Source organism: Mesorhizobium sp. LSHC420B00 (assembly GCF_000503055.1).
GTDB lineage: Bacteria > Pseudomonadota > Alphaproteobacteria > Rhizobiales > Rhizobiaceae > Mesorhizobium.
The window spans coordinates 1-21955 of record NZ_AYVY01000006.1; the positions used below are offsets into that span (position 1 = coordinate 1).

18 protein-coding genes and 1 pseudogene are annotated in these 21955 nt (G+C 61.8%); 9 read left to right on the top strand and 10 right to left on the bottom strand.

Features of this window, described 5'->3' with window-relative positions; translation table 11 throughout:
* Positions 1 to 331 precede the first annotated feature (331 nt).
* From X760_RS51345 to X760_RS51360, 4 genes are read left to right on the top strand one after another with little or no spacing between them, the layout of a single operon-like run.
* Positions 332 to 1210 carry an ABC transporter permease gene (locus X760_RS51345; RefSeq protein ID WP_023718528.1) on the top strand — a complete coding sequence of 293 codons (879 nt, stop codon included), beginning with the start codon at positions 332 to 334 and terminating at the stop codon, positions 1208 to 1210.
* Positions 1207 to 2028: an ABC transporter permease gene (locus X760_RS51350; protein WP_023718529.1), complete on the top strand. Its 822-nt coding sequence runs from the start codon at positions 1207 to 1209 to the stop codon at positions 2026 to 2028. Before X760_RS51345 ends, X760_RS51350 begins: the two co-directional genes overlap by 4 nt.
* Positions 2029 to 2050: 22 nt before the next feature.
* Complete coding sequence (locus X760_RS51355; protein ID WP_031193839.1) at positions 2051 to 3193, top strand: extracellular solute-binding protein; 1143 nt, start codon at positions 2051 to 2053, stop codon at positions 3191 to 3193.
* Positions 3186 to 4358, top strand: coding sequence for an ABC transporter ATP-binding protein (locus tag X760_RS51360; RefSeq protein WP_023718531.1), 1173 nt, complete (start codon positions 3186 to 3188; stop codon positions 4356 to 4358). The genes X760_RS51355 and X760_RS51360 overlap by 8 nt, the downstream gene beginning before the upstream one ends.
* Before the next feature lie 19 nt (positions 4359 to 4377).
* Here X760_RS51360 and X760_RS51365 read toward each other — a convergent pair whose 3' ends face one another.
* From X760_RS51365 to X760_RS51410, 10 genes and pseudogenes are all read right to left on the bottom strand, one after another.
* A complete protein-coding gene (locus X760_RS51365; protein ID WP_023718532.1) occupies positions 4378 to 5355 on the bottom strand; it encodes a branched-chain amino acid ABC transporter permease in 978 nt (325 codons plus the stop codon).
* Position 5356: 1 nt separating this feature from the next.
* Positions 5357 to 6244 (bottom strand): branched-chain amino acid ABC transporter permease, encoded by an 888-nt coding sequence (locus X760_RS51370; RefSeq protein ID WP_031193840.1) that lies wholly within the window; start codon positions 6242 to 6244, stop codon positions 5357 to 5359.
* 7 nt (positions 6245 to 6251) lie between these two features.
* Positions 6252 to 6962: an ABC transporter ATP-binding protein gene (locus tag X760_RS51375; RefSeq protein WP_023718534.1), complete on the bottom strand. Its 711-nt coding sequence runs from the start codon at positions 6960 to 6962 to the stop codon at positions 6252 to 6254.
* On the bottom strand, positions 6955 to 7728 hold the full coding sequence (locus X760_RS51380; RefSeq protein WP_023718535.1) for an ABC transporter ATP-binding protein: 774 nt from the start codon (positions 7726 to 7728) through the stop codon (positions 6955 to 6957). The genes X760_RS51375 and X760_RS51380 overlap by 8 nt, the downstream gene beginning before the upstream one ends.
* A gap of 11 nt (positions 7729 to 7739) precedes the next feature.
* Positions 7740 to 8953 (bottom strand): annotated as a pseudogene (locus X760_RS51385) (ABC transporter substrate-binding protein).
* 345 nt (positions 8954 to 9298) lie between these two features.
* On the bottom strand, positions 9299 to 10285 hold the full coding sequence (locus tag X760_RS51390) for a dipeptide ABC transporter ATP-binding protein (protein ID WP_023718538.1): 987 nt from the start codon (positions 10283 to 10285) through the stop codon (positions 9299 to 9301).
* A complete protein-coding gene (locus X760_RS51395) occupies positions 10282 to 11304 on the bottom strand; it encodes an ABC transporter ATP-binding protein (protein WP_023718539.1) in 1023 nt (340 codons plus the stop codon). The genes X760_RS51390 and X760_RS51395 overlap by 4 nt, the downstream gene beginning before the upstream one ends.
* A complete protein-coding gene (locus X760_RS51400) occupies positions 11294 to 12268 on the bottom strand; it encodes an ABC transporter permease (RefSeq protein WP_023718540.1) in 975 nt (324 codons plus the stop codon). Before X760_RS51400 ends, X760_RS51395 begins: the two co-directional genes overlap by 11 nt.
* The gene (locus X760_RS51405; RefSeq protein ID WP_023718541.1) at positions 12268 to 13296 is read right to left on the bottom strand and encodes an ABC transporter permease; all 1029 of its coding nucleotides are present in this window, start codon (positions 13294 to 13296) and stop codon (positions 12268 to 12270) included. The genes X760_RS51400 and X760_RS51405 overlap by 1 nt, the downstream gene beginning before the upstream one ends.
* Before the next feature lie 107 nt (positions 13297 to 13403).
* Complete coding sequence (locus X760_RS51410; RefSeq protein WP_031193842.1) at positions 13404 to 15077, bottom strand: ABC transporter substrate-binding protein; 1674 nt, start codon at positions 15075 to 15077, stop codon at positions 13404 to 13406.
* A 301-nt stretch (positions 15078 to 15378) separates the two neighbouring features.
* Here X760_RS51410 and X760_RS51415 point away from each other — a divergent pair, with 301 nt between their 5' ends.
* From X760_RS51415 to nadE, 5 genes are all read left to right on the top strand, one after another.
* Positions 15379 to 16104 carry a LuxR family transcriptional regulator gene (locus tag X760_RS51415; RefSeq protein WP_023718543.1) on the top strand — a complete coding sequence of 242 codons (726 nt, stop codon included), beginning with the start codon at positions 15379 to 15381 and terminating at the stop codon, positions 16102 to 16104.
* A gap of 172 nt (positions 16105 to 16276) precedes the next feature.
* Positions 16277 to 17176, top strand: coding sequence for a proline iminopeptidase-family hydrolase (locus tag X760_RS51420; protein ID WP_031193844.1), 900 nt, complete (start codon positions 16277 to 16279; stop codon positions 17174 to 17176).
* Between the two features lie 541 nt (positions 17177 to 17717).
* A complete protein-coding gene (locus tag X760_RS51425) occupies positions 17718 to 17966 on the top strand; it encodes a hypothetical protein (protein ID WP_023718545.1) in 249 nt (82 codons plus the stop codon).
* 316 nt (positions 17967 to 18282) lie between these two features.
* Entirely contained in the window at positions 18283 to 20973 is a 2691-nt protein-coding gene (locus tag X760_RS51430) for an AMP-binding protein (protein ID WP_348633213.1), read from the top strand.
* Positions 20970 to 21953: an NAD(+) synthase gene (gene nadE, locus X760_RS51435; RefSeq protein ID WP_031193946.1), complete on the top strand. Its 984-nt coding sequence runs from the start codon at positions 20970 to 20972 to the stop codon at positions 21951 to 21953. Before X760_RS51430 ends, nadE begins: the two co-directional genes overlap by 4 nt.
* Positions 21954 to 21955: the final 2 nt, after the last annotated feature.

The following is a 21955-nucleotide window of genomic DNA, read 5'->3' on the forward strand; positions in this document are numbered from 1 at the left end:
CATCGAGATACGCGCCGAGGAGGCAAGCCCCTTGAGCACGGCAATGCCTTCCTCAGGTTCAATCACCAGAAAATTGCGACTCATGAAATGCCCGGGCCCATGCCAAATCCATATCCGAAATTATCCTGTATATCGGGATATCTGATTTAATCAATGCGCAGGCGAACCCGAGCAATTTGTTAAATCCAGCAGGGCGACGGTCGCGCGGTGGCCCTGCACAGAATTTGTGCAGGAGCCATATGCAGAGTGGACACCTGAACGCCGATCGCCCAATCTAGTCCGGAGCCGAGCCCGGTGATGGCGGCTTGGACATGAAGTGGTTGGACGGGTCGTGACCAAAGGGTGGAAATTATATGATCAGCGACTGGCCTGGGTCCTCGTCGCGCCCGTGCTTTTGCTGCTTACCCTGCTTCTGCTGCTGCCGATCGCGATGATGACTGTCTACACGTTTTTCACCTTCGTTACCGCTGGGGTGGAGTCGGCGGTGCTGACCTTCGACAACTGGAAGGAATTCCTCACCGACAGCTACTATCACGGCTTTCTTTGGAAGACCGTTCGCGTCGGCGCCATCACCGCTGTGATCTGCGCGATCCTTGGCTATTTCCCCGCCTATTTCATCTGGGCCACGACTTTCAAGCACAAATGGCTGCTGCTGTTGCTGCTCATCGTGCCGTTCTGGATCAGCTTCACCATCCGGACATTCTCGTGGATCCACATTCTCGGCGAACAGGGGCTGATCAACGTCGTGCTCATCCGGCTGGGGGTCATCAACGAGCCGTTGCCGATGCTCTACACCGAGGGCGCCGTCATCATGGGGCTGCTGCATTTTCTGCTGCCCTACATGATCCTGAACGTCTATGTCAGCCTGGAGGGCATCGACCGCACCTTGATCGCCGCCGCCCGCTCGATGGGCTGCACCAGCGCACAGGCGTTCCGCGAAGTGACCCTGCCGCTGTCGATTCCGGGGCTGGGCGCCGGACTGTTGCTCTGCTTCGTGCTGGCGGCCGGCTCCTATGTGACGCCGCAATTGCTCGGGGGAAGCCGCGACGCGCTGTTCGGCAACCTGATCTACGACACCATCATGGGGCAGCTCAACTGGCCGATGGGCGCCACGCTTTCCATCGTCCTGTTCGTTCTGCTCGGTGCGGCCGCGGCCGCCTACAGCCGCTATATGGGCCTGTCGCAGATCATGAAGGGTCTCAGTGCATGAGAGCGGAGCATCCCGATCGCGAAGGCAGATGGGCGTGGCGGCTAACCGGCGCGATCACGGTGTGCGTCTATGTCTTCATGTTCGCGCCGATCCTCGCCACGGTCGTGCTTTCCTTCAACGCCTCGATGTTTGGCGGCTTTCCCCTCACCGGCTTCAGCCTGCGCTGGTACGAGAAGCTGCTCACCAACGGGCCGGTCCTCGATGCCTTCCGGACATCGATGTGGATTGCCCTGGTGACGGCAACGGTGACGACGCTGCTCGGCATCATGGCGGCATTGGCGCTGGTGCGCTTCGAGTTCCGTGGCAAGCAGGCGATCAACACGCTTGTCATTCTTCCCGCGCTGGTCCCCGAGACGATACTGGGCGTCGGCCTGCTGGTCATGATCAAAGCCGTCGACCAACCGCGCAGCATGACGCTTCTGGTGCTCGGCCACATTCTGCTCACGCTCCCCTACGTGGTGCTGATCGTTCAGGCGCGCATGGTCGGCATTAAACGTTCCTATGAGGAGGCGGCACTGTCGCTCGGGGCGCCGCGTGTGTCGACATTCCGCGAGATCACGCTGCCGCTGCTCATTCCCGCAGTGCTTGCCAGCGTGCTGCTCGCCTTCACCATCTCGTTCGACAACACCTCGGCCAGCCTGTTCTGGCGACCGGCGGGCGTCGAGACCATGCCGACGCAAATCCTCTCGATGCTGAAGATCTCGATCAGCCCCGAGGTGAACGCGCTGGGCACTGTCATGATCCTTTTGACGGTCGGCATTCCCTTGGCTGGTGGGCTCATCCTGCAAAGCCTCACCTGGTTCAAGGCAGGCAAGTGAAAATGAAAATGGGAGAATGAAAATGAAACTGACAACCACCAAACGACTGGAACGGCTCAACGAACGCTATGCCAATGGCGACGTCAGCCGGCGATCATTCCTGACGCTGACGGCCGCCGCTGCCGCCGCCACCGGGCTTTCCATGCCCTGGATGGGACGCGCGCTGGCCGCGGTTTCGGAAGTGCGCTTCGACGGATGGGGCGGCGTGGTGCAGGAGGCGATCGATAAGTACGCGTTCCAGCCCTACACCGCCAAGTCCAAGGTCAAGGTCGTCCAGGGCACCTTTGGCGACGAGAACGAGACCATCACCAAGATCAAGACGTCGAAGCCGGGCGACTTCCAGATCGTCCATTCTTCCGGCGTCAACTACTACATCAAATACGTCAATGGCGGCTTCAACTCGGAGATCAACGAGGGGAACATTCCGAACATGGCGAATGTGCTGACCGCCATGATCGAGCCGTTCCGCAAGATCACGCCGAAGCTGTCGGCAGTGCCATATGATTACGGCACCACCGGCATCGCCTACAACAACAAGGTCATCTCGCCGGAGGAAGCCAAGGAAAAGGGCGCCAACCTGCTTACCGACAAGAAATATGCCGGCAAGGTCGGCGGCTACGCCGATATGACGACGCGCGTCTGGTATGCGGCGCTGCAGACGAAACAGGACCCCAACAACATCCAGGACATGGATGCGGTCTGGGCCAAGGTTCGCGAGACCCGCGACCTGGCCAAGAAGTTCTGGAGTTCCGGCGCGGAACTGATGGACCTCCTGTCGCGCAACGAAATCGTCGTTACCGATGCCTGGTCCGGACGCGTCGCCGCCCTGCAGCAGCAGGGCCAGCCGATCGGCTATCTCGACCCCGCCGGCTCATACGCATGGATGGAGGACATGCTGGTGCTCAAGGGATCGCCGATGGCCGAATGCGAGGAACTGATCAACTTCATGCTGGATCCGGCCACGTCGATCGCTGTCGCCGAAGGCCAGAATTATCCACCCTCGCTTGATCCGACCAAGGTGAAGCTGACCGACAAGATCGCAGCGCTTCCGGCCTTCGACCCGACCGGATCGATGAAGTCGCTGACCTTCGCCGATCCGCTCTACTGGGCGAAGAACGAAGACGCCTGGACCAAGCAATGGGACAGGGTGTCGAAAGGTGCATGACGATAACAGCCACGATCAGCCCCGGCCGGCATCGGCCGGGGCTGATCGCGACCCGCTCGCTCGGGGCGAAAGCCAGCCGACAGGAAAGCCTGCGGTCGAGTTTCGCGACATCGATATTTTCTACGGCAAGTTCGCCGCCGTGCGCGATTTTTCACTGGCGATCCGCAAGGGCAGTTTCGTCACCTTGCTGGGGCCGTCCGGATGCGGCAAGACCACGATCCTGCGATCGATCGCCGGCCTGGTGGATATCACCAGCGGGCAGATCTCGATCGGCGGAAAGCGCGTCGACGACATCCCGATCTACAAGCGCAACATCGGCCTGGTGTTCCAGAACTACGCGCTCTTTCCACACAAGAACGTCTTCGACAACGTCGCATTCGGGCTGAAATACCGGAACGTGCCGAAACCGGAAATCGTGCGCCGGGTCAAGAAGGCGCTGGATATGGTGCGGCTGCCCGGCAGTGAGACAAAGCTGCCGTCACAGCTCTCGGGCGGCCAGCAGCAACGCATCGCACTGGCCCGCGCCATCGTCTTCGAACCGGAAGTGCTGCTGCTAGACGAGCCCTTGTCGGCGCTCGACGCCAATATGCGCGAGGACATGCGCGTCGAGATCAAGAAAATCCAGCGGGAGACGGGCATCACCGCCATCTTTGTGACGCACGACCAGGAAGAAGCCTTGTCGATGTCCGACCGCATCGTCGTGATGAACGCCGGCCTGATCGAGCAGATCGGTTCCCCGGCGCAGGTCTACGACCAGCCGGCCACCGCATTCGTCGCCAATTTCCTGGGTAAGGCCAACATGCTGCCCGGCAGCGTGACGGCGATGGACGGCAACATGGCAACGATCGCGCTGGCCAGCGGCCATGTCGTAAAGGCGGCCGCACCGAAGGCGCTCACGGCCGGCAGCGCGATCACCGTCGTCGTTCGCCCGCAGAAGCTTACCGTCGGCACCGCCGGTGCTGCCAACAGGCTGTCGGGACGAATAGTCTCGACCTCCTATCTCGGCGGCAATGCGGTCTACGAGATCGACATCGGCGCTGGCACGCCGTTGCGCGCCAACACGCTGATCGACGGCCAGCCGCTGCGTGAAGGCGAAACGGTCGATGTCTGCTTCGACCCGCTGGGTTGCGTGCTTCTCGACGCGCAAGGCGTACGTATCGCGTAGCGACGAGGCGCTGAGCCGTTCAGTCTTTCGCGTCACCCCTTGGCCCGAGAAACCGCGCATAGACCTCACCGACAATACCGCGCCGGAAAACCAGCACGCAGACCATGAAGGTCAGGCCGGTGGCGATGGTCACCGGAAAATTCGAGGTAGCGAGCGTGTTTTCCAGGCCGACGACCAGACTGGCGCCGATGATAGGCCCGACCATGGTGCCGATGCCGCCGAGGAGCGTCATCAGGATCACCTCGCCCGACATCTGCCAGGTGACGTCGGTGAGCGTGGCAAACTGAAAAACGATCGCCTTGAGCGCGCCCGCCAGCCCGGCCAATGTTGCCGACATGACGAAAGCCGCCAGCTTGTAGTTGGCGACGGAATAGCCAAGCGAAATTGCCCGGCTCTCGTTTTCGCGGATGGAACGCAGGATCATGCCGAAAGGCGAGTTGATGATGCGCCAGATGGCGAACACGCCGATCAGGAAGACCGCCAGAACGAAATAGTAGATGTTCATCGAGACGTTCAGGTCGAGCATTCCAAACAGCCTGCCGCGCGGCACGCCCTGGATGCCGTCCTCACCTCCGGTGAACGGCGCCTGCACGCAGAAGAAGAAGAACATCTGCGACAGCGCCAGCGTGATCATGGCGAAATAGATGCCTTGCCGGCGGATGGCAAAGAAGCCCATCACAAGGCCAAGCAGCGCGGCACCCAGGACGCCGAGCAGGATGCCCGCTTCCGGCGGCCAGCCCCAGACCTTGACCGCATATGCGCTGAAGTAGGCTGCCCCGCCGAAGAACGTCGCATGGCCGAAGGACAACAACCCGGTGTAGCCGAGCAGAAGGTTGAACGCGCAGGCAAACAGCGCAAAGCACAGCATTTTCATCAGGAAGATCGGATAGACGAAGAAAGGCGCCACCAGCAGCGCTAGGATGCCGAGCCCCACCAGCGTCCATTCAAGCCATACCGAACTTTTGGCGTGCGTCCCGCGAAGTGAGAGTTCGGCCATCTCAGACGTCCCTTCCGAAAAGACCGGCGGGCCGGACCAGAAGCACGATCGCCATGATGACGAAGACCACCAGATTGGAGGCTTCGGGATAGAAAACCTTGGTCAGGCCTTCGGCGAGCCCAAGCATGTAACCGGTAACGATCGCCCCGAGGATCGATCCCATGCCGCCGACCACGACAACGGCGAACACGACGATGATGAGGTCAGATCCCATCAGCGGGCTTACCTGATAGATCGGCGCGGCGAGAACGCCGGCGAGACCGGCAAGAGCGCAGCCGAGGCCGTAGGTAAGGGTCAGCAGCAACGGCACGTTGACGCCGAAAGCCTGGACCAGGCGGGGGTTCTCCGTTGCCGCGCGCAGATAGGAGCCCAGCTTGGTCTTCTCGATCAGCACCCAGGTGCCGAAACAGACGATCATCGAGGCGACCACCACCCAGCCGCGGTAATTTGGCAGGAACATGAAGCCGAGATTGGTGCCGCCGGACAGCAGCGGCGGCACGGAATAAGGACTTCCCGATACCCCATAGTAGTACCGGAACACGCCTTCGAGCACGAGCGCGAGGCCAAAGGTGAAAAGTAGACCGTAAAGCGGGTCGATATCGTAAAGCCGCGACAGCGCCAGGCGCTCGACCACGACACCGAAGCCGCCGACGATCAGCGGCGACAGGATCAGAGCCGGCCAATAGCCGATGCCGAACCGGGTGAGCAGCAGATAGCCGATGAAGGCGCCGAGCATATAGAGCGCGCCGTGAGCGAAATTGATGACGCGCAACAGGCCGAATATGACAGCCAGGCCGAGGCTCAACATGGCGTAGAAAGAGCCGTTGATGAGGCCGACCAGCAATTGGCCGAGGAATGCCTGAACGGGTATTCCGAAGATCATCGTCATGGCGCCATCATACACCCAGCACTTCATGCAGCAGCGTCATGCGATCAGGCAGTTCGCCGACCGGAAAGCCCGACACTACCTTGCCGTGCTCCATCAGATAGAAACGATCGGTGACACGGCTGGCAAAGCGGAAATTCTGCTCGACCAGCAGGATTGTCATGCCGCGCTTTTTCATCGTCGCCAGCAGATCGCCGATGCGCTGCACGATAACGGGAGCCAGTCCCTCGGTCGGTTCATCGAGAAGCAGCATTTTCACGCCGGTCCGCAGCATGCGCGCGATCGCCAGCATCTGCTGTTCGCCGCCCGACAGCCTGGTGCCGGAGCTGTTGCGGCGCTCCTTCAGATTGGGGAAGAGATCGAATATTTCCTCCACGCTCATGCCGCCCTCGGCTACGATCGGCGGCAGGACCAGATTCTCGTCCACGGTCAGCGTCGCGAAGATGCCGCGTTCCTCCGGCACCAGGCCAATGCCTTGATGCGCCGTCCGGTGCAGTGGCAGGGGCATCAGATCCTTGCCGTCGAAAGCGATCTGGCCGGTCCGCTGGCGGATCAGCCCGATGATGGCGCGCAATGTCGTGGTCTTGCCGACGCCGTTGCGGCCCAGCAATGTCACCGTTTCACCTGGAAAGACCTCCAGATCGACGCCGTGAAGCGCGTGGCTTTCGCCATACCAGGCGTTGAGGCCGCGGACTGCAAGAAGAGGCGCGGCGTCACTCATCGGCGGTGCCCATATAGGCGATCCTCACCCGTTCGTCGCGACTGACCGTGGCATAGTCGCCGGCGGCAAGGATTTCGCCGCGCTGCATGACGGTTATCCAGTCGCAAAGATCGGCTACAACAGTCAGATTGTGCTCGACCATCAGCACGGCGCGATCCCTGGCGACCGAGCGGATGATGTCTGAAACCGTGCGCACATCCTCTTGCCCCATGCCGGCCATCGGTTCGTCGAGCAGCAGCACTTTCGGATCGAGGGCCAGCGTCGTGGCGATCTCGAGCACGCGTTTCCTGCCATAGGAGAGATCGGCGGCGGGCCTGTTCTTGGCATCGTCGAGGCCGACAGACCGCAAAAGCTCCTCGGCGCGCGGCGTCAATCGATCGAGCGCTGCCAGCGAGCGCCAGAACTGAACGCTGAGCCCGCCCGGCCGCTGCAATGCAACGCGCACATTGTCGAGCACGCTGAGATGCGGAAACACCGCCGATATCTGGAACGAGCGCACCAGGCCCATCCGCGCGACCTTGGCCGGCGACGTGCGGGTGATGTCGTGGCCGAGCAGTTCGATCCTGCCGCTCGTCGGCGGCAGGAACTTGGTAAGCAGGTTGAAGACGGTGGTCTTGCCGGCGCCGTTGGGCCCGATCAGCGCGTGGATGTTGCCATGGTAGAGGTCGAGATCGACATTCCTGACCGCGACGAAACCGGCGAAGTCGCGCCGCAGGCCCCGGGCGGAAAGCACCACCCGCGGCCCATTCGGTTCGGGCGGCGCCATCGGCCCGCCAATCACTCGCTGGCCGTAGGACAGCCGCTTTCCTTGGGGCTCAGGAACGCCTCGTTACCGGGGATCGTGGCAAGGGGTTTGTAATAGTCCCATTCCTTGGTGCTCTCGCTCGGCGACTTGACCTGATAAAGATACATATCGTGGACCATGTTGCCGTCGGACTGCACTTTGCCGTTCGCCGTAAAGACGTCGTTCACCGGCATCGAATGCAATTCCTTGGCGACGGCTTCAGTCGCGTCGGTGCCGGCCTTGTCGATCGCCTTCAGATACTGCGTCACTGCCGAGTAGGTGGCGACCTGGATCATGTTCGGCATGCGGTTGGTGCGCTTGAAAAACTGCTGGGCGAACTCGCGGCTCTTGTCATCGCGATCCCAGTAGAAGCCTTCGGTCAGCACCACGCCTTGCGCTGCCTCGAGGCCGAGCCCATGCACCTCGGCCAGCGTGAACAGAAGCGCTGCAAGCCGCTGACCGCCCTGCACGATACCGAACTCGGCCGCCTGCTTGATCGAGTTGGAGGTGTCGAGGCCGGCGTTCGCCAGCCCGACGACCTTGGCGCCCGACGATTGCGCCTGCAGCAGGAAGGATGAATAATCGGTCGAGCCGAGCGGATAGCGCACCTCGCCAACCACCTTGCCGCCATGGCTCTCGACGAACTTGGCGGTCTGCTCCTTGAGCGAATAGCCGAATGCATAATCGACGGTGACGAAGAACCAGCTGTCGCCGCCTTGCTGGACAAGAGCGCCACCGGTTCCTACCGCCTGCGAATGCGTGTCATAGGCCCAGTGGAAGCCATAGGGCGAGCATTGTTTGCCGGTCAGCTCGGTGGTTGCGGCGCCGGTGACGATGTCGATTTTCTTCTTTTCCTTGGAAATCCCCTGGACGGCCAGCGCCACCGAGGAGGTGGTCAGTTCCATGATGGAATCGACCTGTTCGGTATCATACCACTGCCGCGCAATGTTGGAGGCGATGTCCGGCTTGTTCTGGTGGTCGGCGCTGACGATCTCGATCGGNTCGGCGCGCCTTGTGCCTTGCCGCCGAAATCCTCGACCGCCATCTTGGCGGCCTCGACCGACCACTTGCCGCCGAAATCGGCATAGACGCCCGACTGGTCGTTGAGAATGCCGATCTTGACCTTGCCGTCAGAAATCTCGGCGGCTGCGGCAGGCATCGCAGTCGCTGCAAGAAGCGCGGCCGAGGCCAGGTACGATATCTTCATTGGTGACTTCCTCCCTTATGGTCGACAACCGAGCAACATGTCGGCGGCTGCCTGCTGCGGCACGAAGAGTGGCCTCCCATATTCCGTCCTCTCCGGCGGAAAATCGCAGCGCTGTACGGCCGCCTATGCCCGTCCCTCAAATCGTAGCATCGCGCGGCAACGCGAGAACAGTTACTTTAGTATTAGGCTCGCGGTGCCCATGCCGCGGACGTCGAAGCGCAACATAGGGCCGGATCGTGCAGGGTCCAGATGGCGTCTGATCTCTCTGAAGCCGACGTGCCGTGATGAAATCCCGGCCCGAGCGGTCGTGATCAGATGATGCAGCTGAACGAGAAACGTGTGTTCTCAACCGCCGGCTGGATGATGGCATGCAACCAGGCGGCCATCGCCGATGCTTTGAAGAAGCGGACGCTCGCTGCGGCAGAGGGAGGTGGCGGCTGGGCAGCGGGTGTGGAACCGGCATCCCGAAGGTGGGTTCATCGGGCCGGGCAGGTCGCCCTTGAGTACCAACCGCCCGCGCCGCGCCCGGTCGATGCTGGGTATCGGAACGGCGGAACGCAGCGCCGCGGTGTAATGGTGTCTGGGCGCCGCAAAGACCTCGTCGGTCGGCCCACTCTCCACGATCGATCCCAGATACATTACCGCCACACGGCTCGAGATCTGACGCACCACGGAAAGGTCGTGAGCGATGAACACATAGGTCAGGTTGAACTCCTCGCGCAGATCGGCGAGCAGATTGACGATCTGCGCCTGGATCGACACGTCGAGCGCCGAGACCGGCTCGTCGGCCACGATAAGCCGTGGCCGCAGCGCCAGCGCACGGGCGATGCCGATACGCTGGCGCTGGCCGCCGGAGAATTCGTGCGGATAGCGCGATGCGTGCTGGGGCGACAAGTCGACCCGGCGCAGAAGGTCGGCCACGCGATCCGCCATTTCCGATGCCGAGAGGCGTTCATGGATACGGAATGGATCGGCCAGCAGATCGCCGACCCGCCGGCGCGGATTGAGCGAAGCGCTGGGATCCTGAAAGACCATCTGCATCTGCCGCCGCAACGGACGAAGCTGGCGCTGGGAGGCATCGCTGATGTCGCGGCCCTCGAATTCCAGCGACCCCGAGCTGATTTCGGTCAGACGCACCAGACACCGGCCAAGCGTGGATTTGCCGCAACCGGACTCACCGACGATGCCGAGCGTTTCCCCGGGCCAGATGTCGAGAGACACCTTATCGACCGCATGTACGGTCCGGCGCTGTGCCGGGAAGATCGAGCGGCCGACGCTATAACGTTTCGACAGATCGCCGGCGCGAAGCAGCGGGCGCGGCACGGCATTCATCGTTGCATCTCCACGCCGCCAGCCTTCTGGACAGCGAATTGTCTGCGCGTGGCCTCCGGCAACACGCAGGCGGCGCGATGGCTCTCGCCTTGCATGATCGGCAGCTGGACCAGACAGGCGTCGTGGCGAAAGGCACACCGGGGGCCGAAGGCGCAGCCTTTCGGCAGGTTGGAGAGCGAGGGCGGAATCCCCGGGATAGCGGCAAGCCGGGCCGGACGTGGTCCCTCCATCGGCGGGATCGAGCCGAACAAGCCCCATGTGTAGGGATGCAGCGGCGCCCGGAACACGCTGCTCTTGCCGCCCTCCTCGACAAAGCGTCCGCCATACATCACCAGCACCCGGTCCGCGACTTCGGCAACGACGCCAAGATCATGCGTGACCAGGATCACCGCCGAGCCGAACTGGTCGCGCAATCGTCCGATCAGCTCGAGGATCTGCGCCTGCACGGTAACATCGAGGGCTGTGGTCGGTTCATCCGCGACGAGCAGCGCCGGGTTGCAGGAGAGTGCCATGGCAATCACCGCGCGCTGGCGCATGCCGCCGGAAAGCTGGTGCGGGTAGCTGTCGACGACCCGATCCGGATTTGCGATGCCGACCGCATCCAGCAATTGCACGGCCCGCGCCCGCGCGGCTTTCGCCGACACTTTTTCATGCGCGCGCACCTGCTCGCCGATCTGGTTGCCGATCGTATGCACAGGAGTGAGCGCCGACATCGGATCCTGGAAGATCATCGCGATCTGGCGGCCGCGAATGGCATCGAGCGCACGCCGGCTGAGCCCGATCAGCTCCTGTCCCATGAAACGGATGGAACCGGAGACGATAGCGTTGGGGCTGTCGATCAGCCCCATGATGGCGAGCAAGGTCTGGCTTTTGCCCGAACCGGATTCGCCGACCACCCCGATGATCTCGCGCTGCTCGACGGCAAACGAGACGCCTCCCACCGCCCGCACCAGGCCCTCGTCGCTGCGGAAGGAGACGGTGAGGTCCTTGACCACCAGAAGAGGAGCATCAGCCGACATTGCGTGCCCTCGGGTCGATGATGACGAAGACGACGTCGACGATGAAGTTTGCCATCACCACGAAGAAGGCGGCGTAGATCACCGTGGCCAGGATCATCGGCAGATCGAGGGTCTGCAGTGCCTCATAGGTCAGTTTCCCGACACCCTGCAATCCGAAGACCACTTCGGTCAACAGTGCGCCGCCGCCGACCAGGGCACCAAAATCGAGGCCGAACATGGTAACGAACGCGACCAGCGAGGTCCTGAGGCCATGATGCAGCAACACCCGGCGCTCGCCGATCCCCTTGGCCCGGGCGGTGCGGATGAAATCCTCCTGCATCATCTCGATCAGGCTTGCGCGCAGCACCCGTCCATAGAGGCCGACATAGAGGGTTGCCAGCGTGAACCACGGAATGACGAGCGCCTTGAACCAGCCCCAGGGATTCTCGGTCAGAGGGATGTAGCCGAGCGGAGGAACCCAGGAAAACAGCCAGCTGTCGTGCCAGCGGCTTTGTGTCAGCAGGTTGGCGACCTCGCCCAGCCAGAAGACCGGGATCGACACGCCGACCAGGCTCAGGATCATCAGCGCGCGATCAACGAATGTACCGCGCGTTGCGCCTGCGATCACCCCGACGATCAGTCCACCCAGCACCCACAGCACTGCCGCGCCGCCGACCAGCGACAGCGTCACCGGAATGGCGCTTATCACGGTCGGGATGACGCGCTGCCCGCGATTGACGAAGGAGGTGAGATCACGGCTGACAAAAAGCCGGTTCATCATCAGCCCATATTGCACAGGCAATGGCCGGTCGAGACCGAAATCGTGGCGCACCTGGATCAACGTCTCTTGCGAAGCATTGCGGCCGGCAATGCGCGCCGACGGATCGGCGCCCGGCGTCGCAAAGAAAATCAGGAAAGCAACGACACTTATGCCGAACATGACCAGCACCATCTGGCCAAGCCGGAAGCCGAGCGCGGCAACCACTAGACGCCCCTCGGCGAGGATTTCGGATCGAGCGCGTCGCGTACGCTGTCGCCCAGAATGTTGAGGGCCAGGACCGTGATGACGATGGCCAGCCCCGGCGCCAGTGCAACGACCGGCCGCGAATAGAGCAGGCCCTGGCCGTCCTGGATGATGGTGCCCCAGCTGGCATCCGGCGGCTGCACGCCGATCGACAGGAACGACAGCGAGGATTCCGTCATCATGTTGAGCGCCAGGATCAACGGCACGAAAACGATGATCCGGGTCACCACATTGGGCATGATGTCGCGCAAAAGGATGCGCCAGGGCGACGCGCCCAGGCCGATCGCAGCGGTCACGAATTCGGCATGCATCAAGGTCAGGACATGGCCACGGATCGGCCGCGCCACATAGGGCACATAGACGATGCCGATGATGAAGACCGGTAGCCACAGGCTGCCGGAGCGGATTTCGAATGGACCGATCTGGATACTCTGCGCAATCAGCACGATCGACAGCGAGATCGCCAGCAGGAAAATCGGGAAGGCCCAGAGCACGTCGAGAATGCGCGACAGGCCGATGTCGACGATGCCACCGAAGAACCCGGAGACGACCCCCAGAAACGTCGCGAGGACGAGGCACAGCGCGGCTGCAGCACCCGAGATCAACAGCGAATCCCGTCCGCCGTAAAGCAGCCGCGCCGCGACGTCGCGGCCCTGGTTGTCGGCTCCGAGCAGGTAGGGACCGATGCGCCACGTCGGCCCGATCGGCGTCATGCCGAGGCCAAGGCCTTCTGTGGAGGGCTGCAGCACCGGCTGGGTCACCCCATCGACGACGACCTCGCCATTGAGATTGGTCACAAATGGATCGGTGCCGGAGACGTACCGCGCATAAAGCGGCGCCGCGAGCGAGGCGATCACGACGACGACGAGCACGGCGAATGCCGATATTGCCGAACGATCGCCTTTCAGCTTGCGCCATGCCGTGCGCCACGGGCCATCGGTGGCCCGGCGAACCGAGATGGCGGGCTGATCCGCAATGACATTGACCATGAACAGGATTGCCTAGGAAAAATCTCGGCCTGAAAGATGCGCTGATCCGCCGGAAAAGGAAATGCGACGGAGAGCCGGCGGCGCTCCGTCGCATTGGCTCCGGGAGGTTATTCCACCCAAGACTGGCTGACGATCCAGTAGAATTGTGGGCTGAAGGTGAAGTTCTTCAGCCTGGACGAGATGACATCGACCCGCTTCGGCGTGAACAGGACGGCGACCGGCGCCTTGTCCGTCACCGCCTTGTCGATGGCGGTCCAGAGTGTCGCGCCCTTGGCCGGATCGGCGATGGTGGCTGCCTCTGCCTCGTCCATCGATGCGTCGATCGACTTGTCGCAGAACCCCGAAATATTGACCGAGGCGTCGGAACCTGGCGTAAACGAGGCACAGCTGAACAAGACCTGCAGGAAATTCGATGGCGCCGGGTAATCCTGGAACCATTGCGAGATCGAAATCTGCACCTTGTTGTTGGTGTTCTGGATGTAGGTGAACTGGATGTTCTGCGAAATCGGCTTGACCGACGTCTTGTAGCCAAGCTGGTTGAGCACGTCCTGCAGATAGACGCCGATCGCCTTGGAGACAGTGGTGTCCTCGGTGATGATCGTCACCTCCTGACCTGCGGTTCCCGATTCAGCAACCAATTGCTTGGCCTTATCCATATCCGGCGCGGACCACTTCTCACCCGGATTGGCGGTGAACGGGCAATAGGCTGCGAATGACGGGAAGCCCGGCGGCAGGATCTGACAGGCCGGCTGCGCCAGATTGCTGCCGCCGAAAAGCTTGACGATCGCGGCGCGGTCGATGGCGAAGTTCACCGCCTGGCGAACGCGGATGTCGTTGAACGGCGCCAGATTGGTGTTCATCGGCGCGTACCACATCGCCGTCAGCGGGTGAACCGTGACCTGCTTGGCATATTTGGTGCCGAGTTCGGCGAGACGGTCGGACGGCGGCGGATCGAACATCCAGTCCGCCTGGCCATTCTCGACCGCCGTCACCGCCGCCTCGTCGGTAAGGCCGAATTCATAGTCGATCTCGTCCGGATATCCGGCCGGCTGCGCTTCCTTGCTCCATTCCTTGAAGTGAGGGTTGCGCACAATCTTCATCAGCTTGTTGGGGTCGTAGCTGGCGATCATATAGGGTCCGGTGCCCGGAATCGGATCGGTGCCGACGTCCTTGAGCGGCGCGCTCGCCGGCAGGATCGACGCGTGTGGAACGGCAAGCTTCTGCAGGAACTCGGCATCCGGCTGGACCAAGTTGAAGGTAATGGTTCCGGCCGCATCATCGACAGACAGGCCACCTTTGAGGGAGCATGTCGCGGGCGCCTTCAAGCATGCATCCGCGCCGATGATGCCTTTGTAGAAGGTCCCGGCCGTCGGCCCGCTGATCTTGAAGATGCGCTGGAACGAAGCGACCACGTCTTTGGTCGTGACGTCCGAGCCATCGGCGAACTTGATGCCCTTGCGCAGCTTGAAGACATAGGTCTTGCCGCCGTTCTCGACCTGCGGGAGGCTTTCCGCCAGGTCCGCGACGACCTCGAAGCCGGTCTTGCCTCCGGCCTTCCTGTAGGTCACCAGGCCATCGTAGAGGACATAATTGATCTGGAAATACTGCAGCGTGTAATTGATGTGCGGATCGGCGGTGCCTGCCGCGGCATTGGCCAGCAATCGGAGCGTGCCGCCTGGCTTGCCCTCGGCGGCCAAGGCACCGCTTGCCGGCGACATCATCGTCACGCCGAGCAGAGCCAGCCCGGGTATCAACGCTGCAAATGCTTTTTGGGGTCGCATATTTGTTCCCTCATGGAGGCGTGTCGGCTTTTGCCGCGCTGAATCCGGTCGATCGACCACCGCGCGGCTGAAAACAGTCCTGGGTTTGCGAACGGCGTTCGCTACTTCGCCCAATTGCAAAAGACTACGGCGAGCGAAGCCGGACGGGATAGCTATTAAGATAGATAGGGTCGGACAGGCTTATTCCCGCCTATTTGTTGAGCAGTCGCCCGACATGGCTATTTGACAAGCAATCATCAGCGGGTAAGCTTGCCGGATGCAAAGCCTTCCAGGCGATCTAGAGAGCCGGTTCCGAACTGGAATGAGCATCGACGCTGCCATGGCGATGGCGACGGAGGTGCTGGAGCCCATCGGTTTCACCGCATTCATCTACGACTATACGCCGGTGCCGGTCAGTCACAAGGGCGAGCTTATCACGCCCTCGCTGATGGCTCTGCGCAACGTGCCGCGCGACATGCAGGATCTCTGGTGCAAGGGCGGATATTATCAGCTCGACCCGGTGCAGGAGGCCGCGCTCGCGGTATCGAGACCGTTTCTCTGGTCGCACAACGGCGTTCAGAGCAACGTCATGCAGCGTGTGCTTCAGTCCAAGCACGATCCTGTGGTCAGCTATCTGCTTGACACGAGGATGACCTGCGGCGTCACCGTACCCATTCGCCTTGCCGGCGGCGATCTCGCCACCTTCACCGCTATCCGTGCCGATCCGGAGGCCGGGTTCGAGGCCGAAGCCAGACCCTTCATCGCCGAGATCGGCGATCTGGGTCATCTGCTGCATGATTCCGTCTATGCCGGTTTCGATGCTGGAATCCGCACCTGCCAACATGTCCATCTGACGTCGCGCGAACGCCAGTGCCTGCGCCTGGCCGCTGCCGGACTGACGGCCAAGCAGGTCGCGCGTGAGATTGGCCGCGCGGTGCCTACCGCAACGCTGCACCTCAACGCGGCGACGCGAAAGCTTGGCGCGCGCAACCGCTTCCATGCCATCGCGCTCGCCGCCCATTACCGGCTGCTTGAACCGGAGCATTGAGGCTCTCGACCTGCGGGCGATCGGCCTTGCCTCGGGCAAACTCATAACCGGCAAACCTATAAATATTGCTAGCTGTAAATGCGCCGGGCCGCTTAGTACCGTCGGCCGCAAAACAAGGCTTGGGAGGGTCCACACTTCGGCTCCTGCCGCGCCATGATGCGGAGCTTTGATTGTGACGGCGCATGCGATCACCGAAGGATTTAGCCAATACCAGGGCTATCGCACCTGGTACCGAGTGACCGGAAACCTCACCTCGGGCAAGCTGCCCCTGATCGTCGCTCATGGTGGACCGGGCTGCACGCACGACTATGTGGATTCATTCAAGGAGCTTGCCGAAACCGGACGAGCCGTCATCCACTACGACCAGATCGGCAATGGCAAATCGACCCATCTGCCGGATAAGGGCGGTGACTTCTGGACCGTCGATTTCTTCCTGGGCGAACTCGATGCGCTGCTCGCCCATCTCGGCATTGCCAGCCGCTACGCCCTGCTGGGCCAATCCTGGGGCGGCATACTTTCGGCCGAGCACGCGGTGCGCCGCCCGGAGGGGCTCAAGGCATTGATCCTGGCCAATTCGCTGGCCTCGATGGTGCTGTGGGTGAAAGGAGCCCGGCAATTGCGCGCCGGGCTGCCAGCCGATGTGCAAAGCGCGCTCGACCGGCACGAAGCGGCAGGAACCACCGATCATCCGGAATATGTTGCGGCGACGAAGGCTTTCTACGACCGCCATGTCTGTCGCGTCGTTCCGATGCCGCCAGAGGTCGCCCGGACATTTGCGGCAATCGAGGAAGATCCGACCGTCTATCACACCATGAATGGTCCCAATGAGTTCCACGTCATCGGCACGATGCGGAACTGGACCATCGTCGACCGCCTGCATCAGATCGAGGCGCCGACCCTGGTTTTCCGCGGCTTCTACGACGAAGCGACCGAGGCCTGCGTCCAGCCCTTTCTGGATCTTATCCCGCACGTCGAAGGTTTGGTCTTCCCGAATTCCAGCCACATGCCGCATGTCGAGGAAAAGCACGACTGCCTCGCCGCCGTCGGGCGCTTCCTGGCCAAATACGACTGACGTTCCAGCACGCCCTTCAGCCTGCGGTGGCCGAAGACGAGTGACAGTCCGCTCTCGGCGAGGTCGGCGAGCAACTCCTCGTTGCCGCCGCCGGTGCCATGACGATGCCGTCGATGCGGCGCTCCAGCACCCGGTCGATCTCGCGCGCTTCGCGTGCCGTGTTTCTCCTCGGTGTTGAACAGTAGAATATTATAGCGCTCGGCGCGCTGGTGGGCTGCGTCTCCAGTCCGCGTACGAACTCGGCGAAAAAGGGTTGGTGACGTCCGAAATCGGCGCGGCGATGGTGCCGGTCTGGGCGGCGCGCAGGCTGCGCGCTCAGCCATCCGGCCGATATCTCAGCCCGCTGAGCTGTCTTGAGCTTCTTTTGGTCTCGACGCTCAGGGCGCGCGAACCGTTGCCGACAGGCGAGACCATCGCGGCCGACGCCGAGTGCGAAGGTGCCTGCAGGTATGGAACGTGTCCACCCCAAGTTTCGCCAAGCACGTTGCAACCGAATCTATTAGCCGGCGTTAAAGTGCGGGTGGTTTAGCGGGAGGCTTTCATGCAGACGTATCTCGTCGAGCGTATGGACGGCGACGATGTGATCTCGGTGCGCGTCGTCAACGCGCCGAGTCCGTTCAAGGCTGCGGCCATGGTGACCGATGGACATATTACCTTCCGAAAGTGGGAAAAAGACTGGATCCGCGTGACTGACGAAAATCGGGGACAGATCTATGCATATTGTTTTGTCGCCGGCAGCTACTCCGATACTGAACCATTGCCGGTATCGCCCGGGAGAACCACAGAATAGGCAATGTGCCTGAATAGCGGCGATTCCGTCTTCGATCCCACCTTGGCAGATGTGTAACAGGCGTTGCCAACTTGGCACGAACGCCAGTGCTCGCTGCGTCAAGCGCACCACGCGAGCCCGGCATGATTGGCTCTGCCGGCGGCTTGCGAAACAGGCGAAAGTGACTAACCAAGCGTCCTTGGGCGAAGATCGGGGCATCATCAGAATGATCGATGAAAAGATTGGGGCGGGAGGCGATAAGTGATCCTAATCTTAGCGTGGGCAACTCATGTCTTCGGCATATTTGGGATCAGAAGTCGCGGATCAGGATCTAGCGGTGGATTGTCAGACAACGACCTCCAATAAATGGTCAAGTGTTCCACAATACGCACTGGATCAGGGTGGTCCGGTACTGCGCCCATTTCAAGGATTGGGCACCGATTTTACCAACGTTGCCGTATTCGATCACCTGAGAAATATGGTCCGCCAGTACCCCGACAAGCTTGCAATCAGCGACGGCGCCAATCGTCTGACTTATTCCCAGCTTCTCCGGTCAGTTGAGACGCTGTCCTACCAGATCGCTGCCGCCGTCCCAGACGGACAGGCGATAGGGATTCTTCAGGCCAACTCGGCCTGGTATCCCATCGCCATGCTGGCAAGCATGACGGCTGGGCGACTTTCGGTGCCACTCAACGCGCGAGATCCCAGCTCGCGGATCCTGGAAATCGTGGCGGGGGCGCGGCTCTCGGCCATCCTGGGCGAGGGCAATGTCCGACCCGCCGGTTTGCCTCACCAAGTCAGTTGGATCGATGTGCCCACCAGTGCGGCCTCGCAATCGGTACAAGTGCCTCAGCCTTACCCCGTCTCGGTCGATGCGCCCGCCATCGTGCTTTATACGTCAGGGAGCACAGGCCGCCCCAAAGGCATCGTTAACAGCCAGCGCAGCTTGCTGTGCCGGGTCCAGCAATATGTCGATGCATGCCACATCAACTCGGATGATGTTTTCCTGCCATTGACCGGACCCGCCACAATCGCCGGGTACCGGGAGATTCTTGCAGCCCTTCTCACCGGGGCCACTTTGCATCTGGTCGAAGTCGAAGCGGTCGGCTTGCGCGCCGTTCAGCGCCTAGTGCGATCCGAAGGCGTGACAATCACCTATCTGGTGCCGGCGCTGCTTCGCGCGCTCATGGCCGACGGACCTGCTGAAGCGTTCCATTCGCTTAGAGTCGCCCGGATCGGTGGCGAGAAGGTGCCCTGGACCGACATCGCACTGCTGCGCAAGGCCGTCTCCGATACGTGCCTCATCCAGATCGGTTACTCGTCAACCGAGACCACCGGCTCACAATGGTTCTTGCCGCGAGACTGGCCGGAGCATGGAGATTCGGTTCCAGTTGGTTGGCTGCTGCCTGGAATCACCTTCGCAATTGTCGACGAAGCGGGCCGCTGCGTTCAATCGGGCCGCAGCGGAGAGCTTCTGATCAGGAGCCCGTATGTCTTGCTTGGCCATTGGGAGGACGGGGCGGTTATGCCGGCGACATCAGATCCGGACGATCCAGGCCTTCGGATTTTCGCGACAGGTGACTTCGTCCGACTTGATAATCAAGGCTTACTGCACATCGTCGGTCGCAAGGGACGGCAGGTAAAGATCAACGGTCGACGCGTCGAGCCAGCCGAACTCGAACGGGTGCTGCGTTGCGCGCCTGCTGTTGCGGATGCCGTGGCAATCGTGACTGCGGCCAATGAGCTTGTCGCCTTTGCCGTTCCTCGGCGCTCGGCCGAAGCGAGCTTTTCGGACGAGCTTCGCCAGCTTGTGAGGACCAATCTGCCACCGCCGCTGCGTCCCTTGCGGTTACACACGATCGCCGAGATCCCGCGTCTGCCAAGCGGCAAGGTGGACATCTCGACACTTGCAGAGATGGATCTTTCAGCCAGAGGGACGGCAGCGACGGCGCGTCCGCTCGAGCCGCGAGGCAAGCTGACGGCGCAGCAGATCGTCCAGCGGGCGTGGACCAGCATCCTCAATACGCGCGTAGCGGCGGGACGCTGGGATGACGCCGGAGGAGACTCGCTGAAGCTGCTGCACTGCGTCATGGAAATCGAAAGCGCCATCGGGCAGGAACTCGGCCTTGAGGCGTTCACCGTTGGAATGAGCCTGGACGAGATGGTCAAGGCGGTCGCGTCTGCACAGGCAGGCGACCAAAGCGCGCGCGCCCAGAAGCATGATCCTCCAATTCTTTTTCTGTTCCCGGGATCCGTCGGCTACGGCCCGAGCCTTGCTGCCTTTGCAGCAGCGATGGGCAAGATCACCCGCGTTGCCCCGATCAGGTACCCAGCCCTGACCATGATCCTGCGCGGGCAAAACAGCCTCTCCGACATGGCCGATGCCGCCGTCGAGCAGATCCGCCGCGCTCAACCCGCGGGTCATATACGACTTCTCGGTCATTCGCTCGGCGGTGCTGTCGCTTTCGAAGTTGCGGCGCGGCTGCTGGCCGCGGGGCGGACCGTAAGGTTCCTTGGCATTCTCGACACCAGTCTCGTCGGCGAGCGAAGCGCTCGCTGGGAGACGTTTACGCGCACATTCAATCGAATCCGAACCAACCGCGTATCCGCTTATCGGATGGCTTGCCGGGCCCTCGCGAAAGTCGCCGTGGCAATGCGGCGCGAGGCGCAACTGGTCCGGTTTCTCGATCGTTTCGCTCAGGGACAGTTCAACGCGACGAGTTTTAGAACCAAACTGGAACTGCAAGAGGTTTTGCGCGCGCGAGCCTTCTTCCAGTGGGTGGCCGAGCCAAAGCCGGCGCTGCCGATCACAGGCACCCTGTTCCGCTGTGCTCGACCCGGAATGCCTCTGGCCATCGGCTGGGATCGCGCTTTCGGACATCTGGACGTGATTCCGATCGTCGGCAGCCACATCGATCTGGTCGTAGAACCTCACCTCGCCACCAACCGCCCGCTTATCGAAAAAGCGGTGGCGCAAACCTATTCGCCAACCGAGTCTCGCAAACTGGAGTACAAGCTATCGACCTGATCTCAACATTCAGCAAGGACGCGCTTGTGCTCGACGCTGCTGCGGAGGTCGATCGCATCGTCCAGATCCTGCGCCAGCAGGTCCTTGGCACGCTGCGACGTCGAGGCGCGGTTGTCGGCCTCTCAGGCGGCATCGACAGCTCCGTCGTCGCGGCGTTGTGTGTTCGCGCCTTTGGGAAAGACAAGGTCCTCGGAATATTCATGCCGGAGCGCCACTCCTCCGGTGACTCGCTAAGGCTTGGCCGCACTGTCGCCGCACAGCTTGGCATCGATGCGATCCTGGAGGACATAACACCGGCCCTCGAAGCGATCGGCGCCTATTGTCGGCAGACCGAGGCAATCCAGACTGTCGTTCCCGACTATGGGGACGGCTGGAAATGCAAGCTGGTGCTGGCCTCAGTTCTCGAGAGCAATGGTCTCAACATCACGCGCCTCACGGTTCAGGACCCTGAGGGCAGGACCGACACGGTGCGTCTGCCGTCGGCAGCCTATCTGCAGATCGTCGCCGCAACCAATTACAAGCAGCGCCTGCGCAAGATGACCGAGTACTATCATGCCGACCGCCTCAACTACGCGGTAGCGGGCACGCCGAACCGCCTGGAATACGACCAGGGCTTCTTCGTCAAGCAGGGCGACGGAATCGCCGACCTGATGCCAATCGTTCACCTCTACAAGACCCAGGTCTACCAGTTGGCCGAATATCTTGGGGTGGAGGAAGAGGTCCGGCGCAGACCGCCCACCACGGACACCTTCTCGATGGCGCAGAGCCAGGAGGAGTTCTACTTCGCACTGCCTTATTATCTGATGGATTTGTGCCTCTACGGGTTAAACCACGGGATCGCTAGCGAAGACGTCGCCGAGGCCACCGGTCTCACCGTGGTGCAGGTTCAGAAAGTTTTCAAGGATATCGACAGCAAACGGCGCGCCGCACGCTATCTTCACGCGCGGCCGTTGGTGTCCTCTTCAATGGGCGAGGGCTAGGC

What these genes read in the sequence shown, in the direction of transcription:
- X760_RS51350 (WP_023718529.1), top strand. Translation starts at nt 1,207, where the DNA reads ATGAGAGCGGAGCATCCCGATCGCGAAGGCAGATGGGCGTGGCGGCTA.
- X760_RS51355 (WP_031193839.1), top strand. Translation starts at nt 2,051, where the DNA reads ATGAAACTGACAACCACCAAACGACTGGAACGGCTCAACGAACGCTAT.
- X760_RS51365 (WP_023718532.1), bottom strand. Translation starts at nt 5,355, where the DNA reads ATGGCCGAACTCTCACTTCGCGGGACGCACGCCAAAAGTTCGGTATGG.
- X760_RS51370 (WP_031193840.1), bottom strand. Translation starts at nt 6,244, where the DNA reads ATGACGATGATCTTCGGAATACCCGTTCAGGCATTCCTCGGCCAATTG.
- X760_RS51375 (WP_023718534.1), bottom strand. Translation starts at nt 6,962, where the DNA reads ATGAGTGACGCCGCGCCTCTTCTTGCAGTCCGCGGCCTCAACGCCTGG.
- X760_RS51380 (WP_023718535.1), bottom strand. Translation starts at nt 7,728, where the DNA reads ATGGCGCCGCCCGAACCGAATGGGCCGCGGGTGGTGCTTTCCGCCCGG.
- X760_RS51390 (WP_023718538.1), bottom strand. Translation starts at nt 10,285, where the DNA reads ATGAATGCCGTGCCGCGCCCGCTGCTTCGCGCCGGCGATCTGTCGAAA.
- X760_RS51395 (WP_023718539.1), bottom strand. Translation starts at nt 11,304, where the DNA reads ATGTCGGCTGATGCTCCTCTTCTGGTGGTCAAGGACCTCACCGTCTCC.
- X760_RS51405 (WP_023718541.1), bottom strand. Translation starts at nt 13,296, where the DNA reads ATGGTCAATGTCATTGCGGATCAGCCCGCCATCTCGGTTCGCCGGGCC.
- X760_RS51410 (WP_031193842.1), bottom strand. Translation starts at nt 15,077, where the DNA reads ATGCGACCCCAAAAAGCATTTGCAGCGTTGATACCCGGGCTGGCTCTG.
- X760_RS51415 (WP_023718543.1), top strand. Translation starts at nt 15,379, where the DNA reads ATGAGCATCGACGCTGCCATGGCGATGGCGACGGAGGTGCTGGAGCCC.
- X760_RS51425 (WP_023718545.1), top strand. Translation starts at nt 17,718, where the DNA reads ATGCAGACGTATCTCGTCGAGCGTATGGACGGCGACGATGTGATCTCG.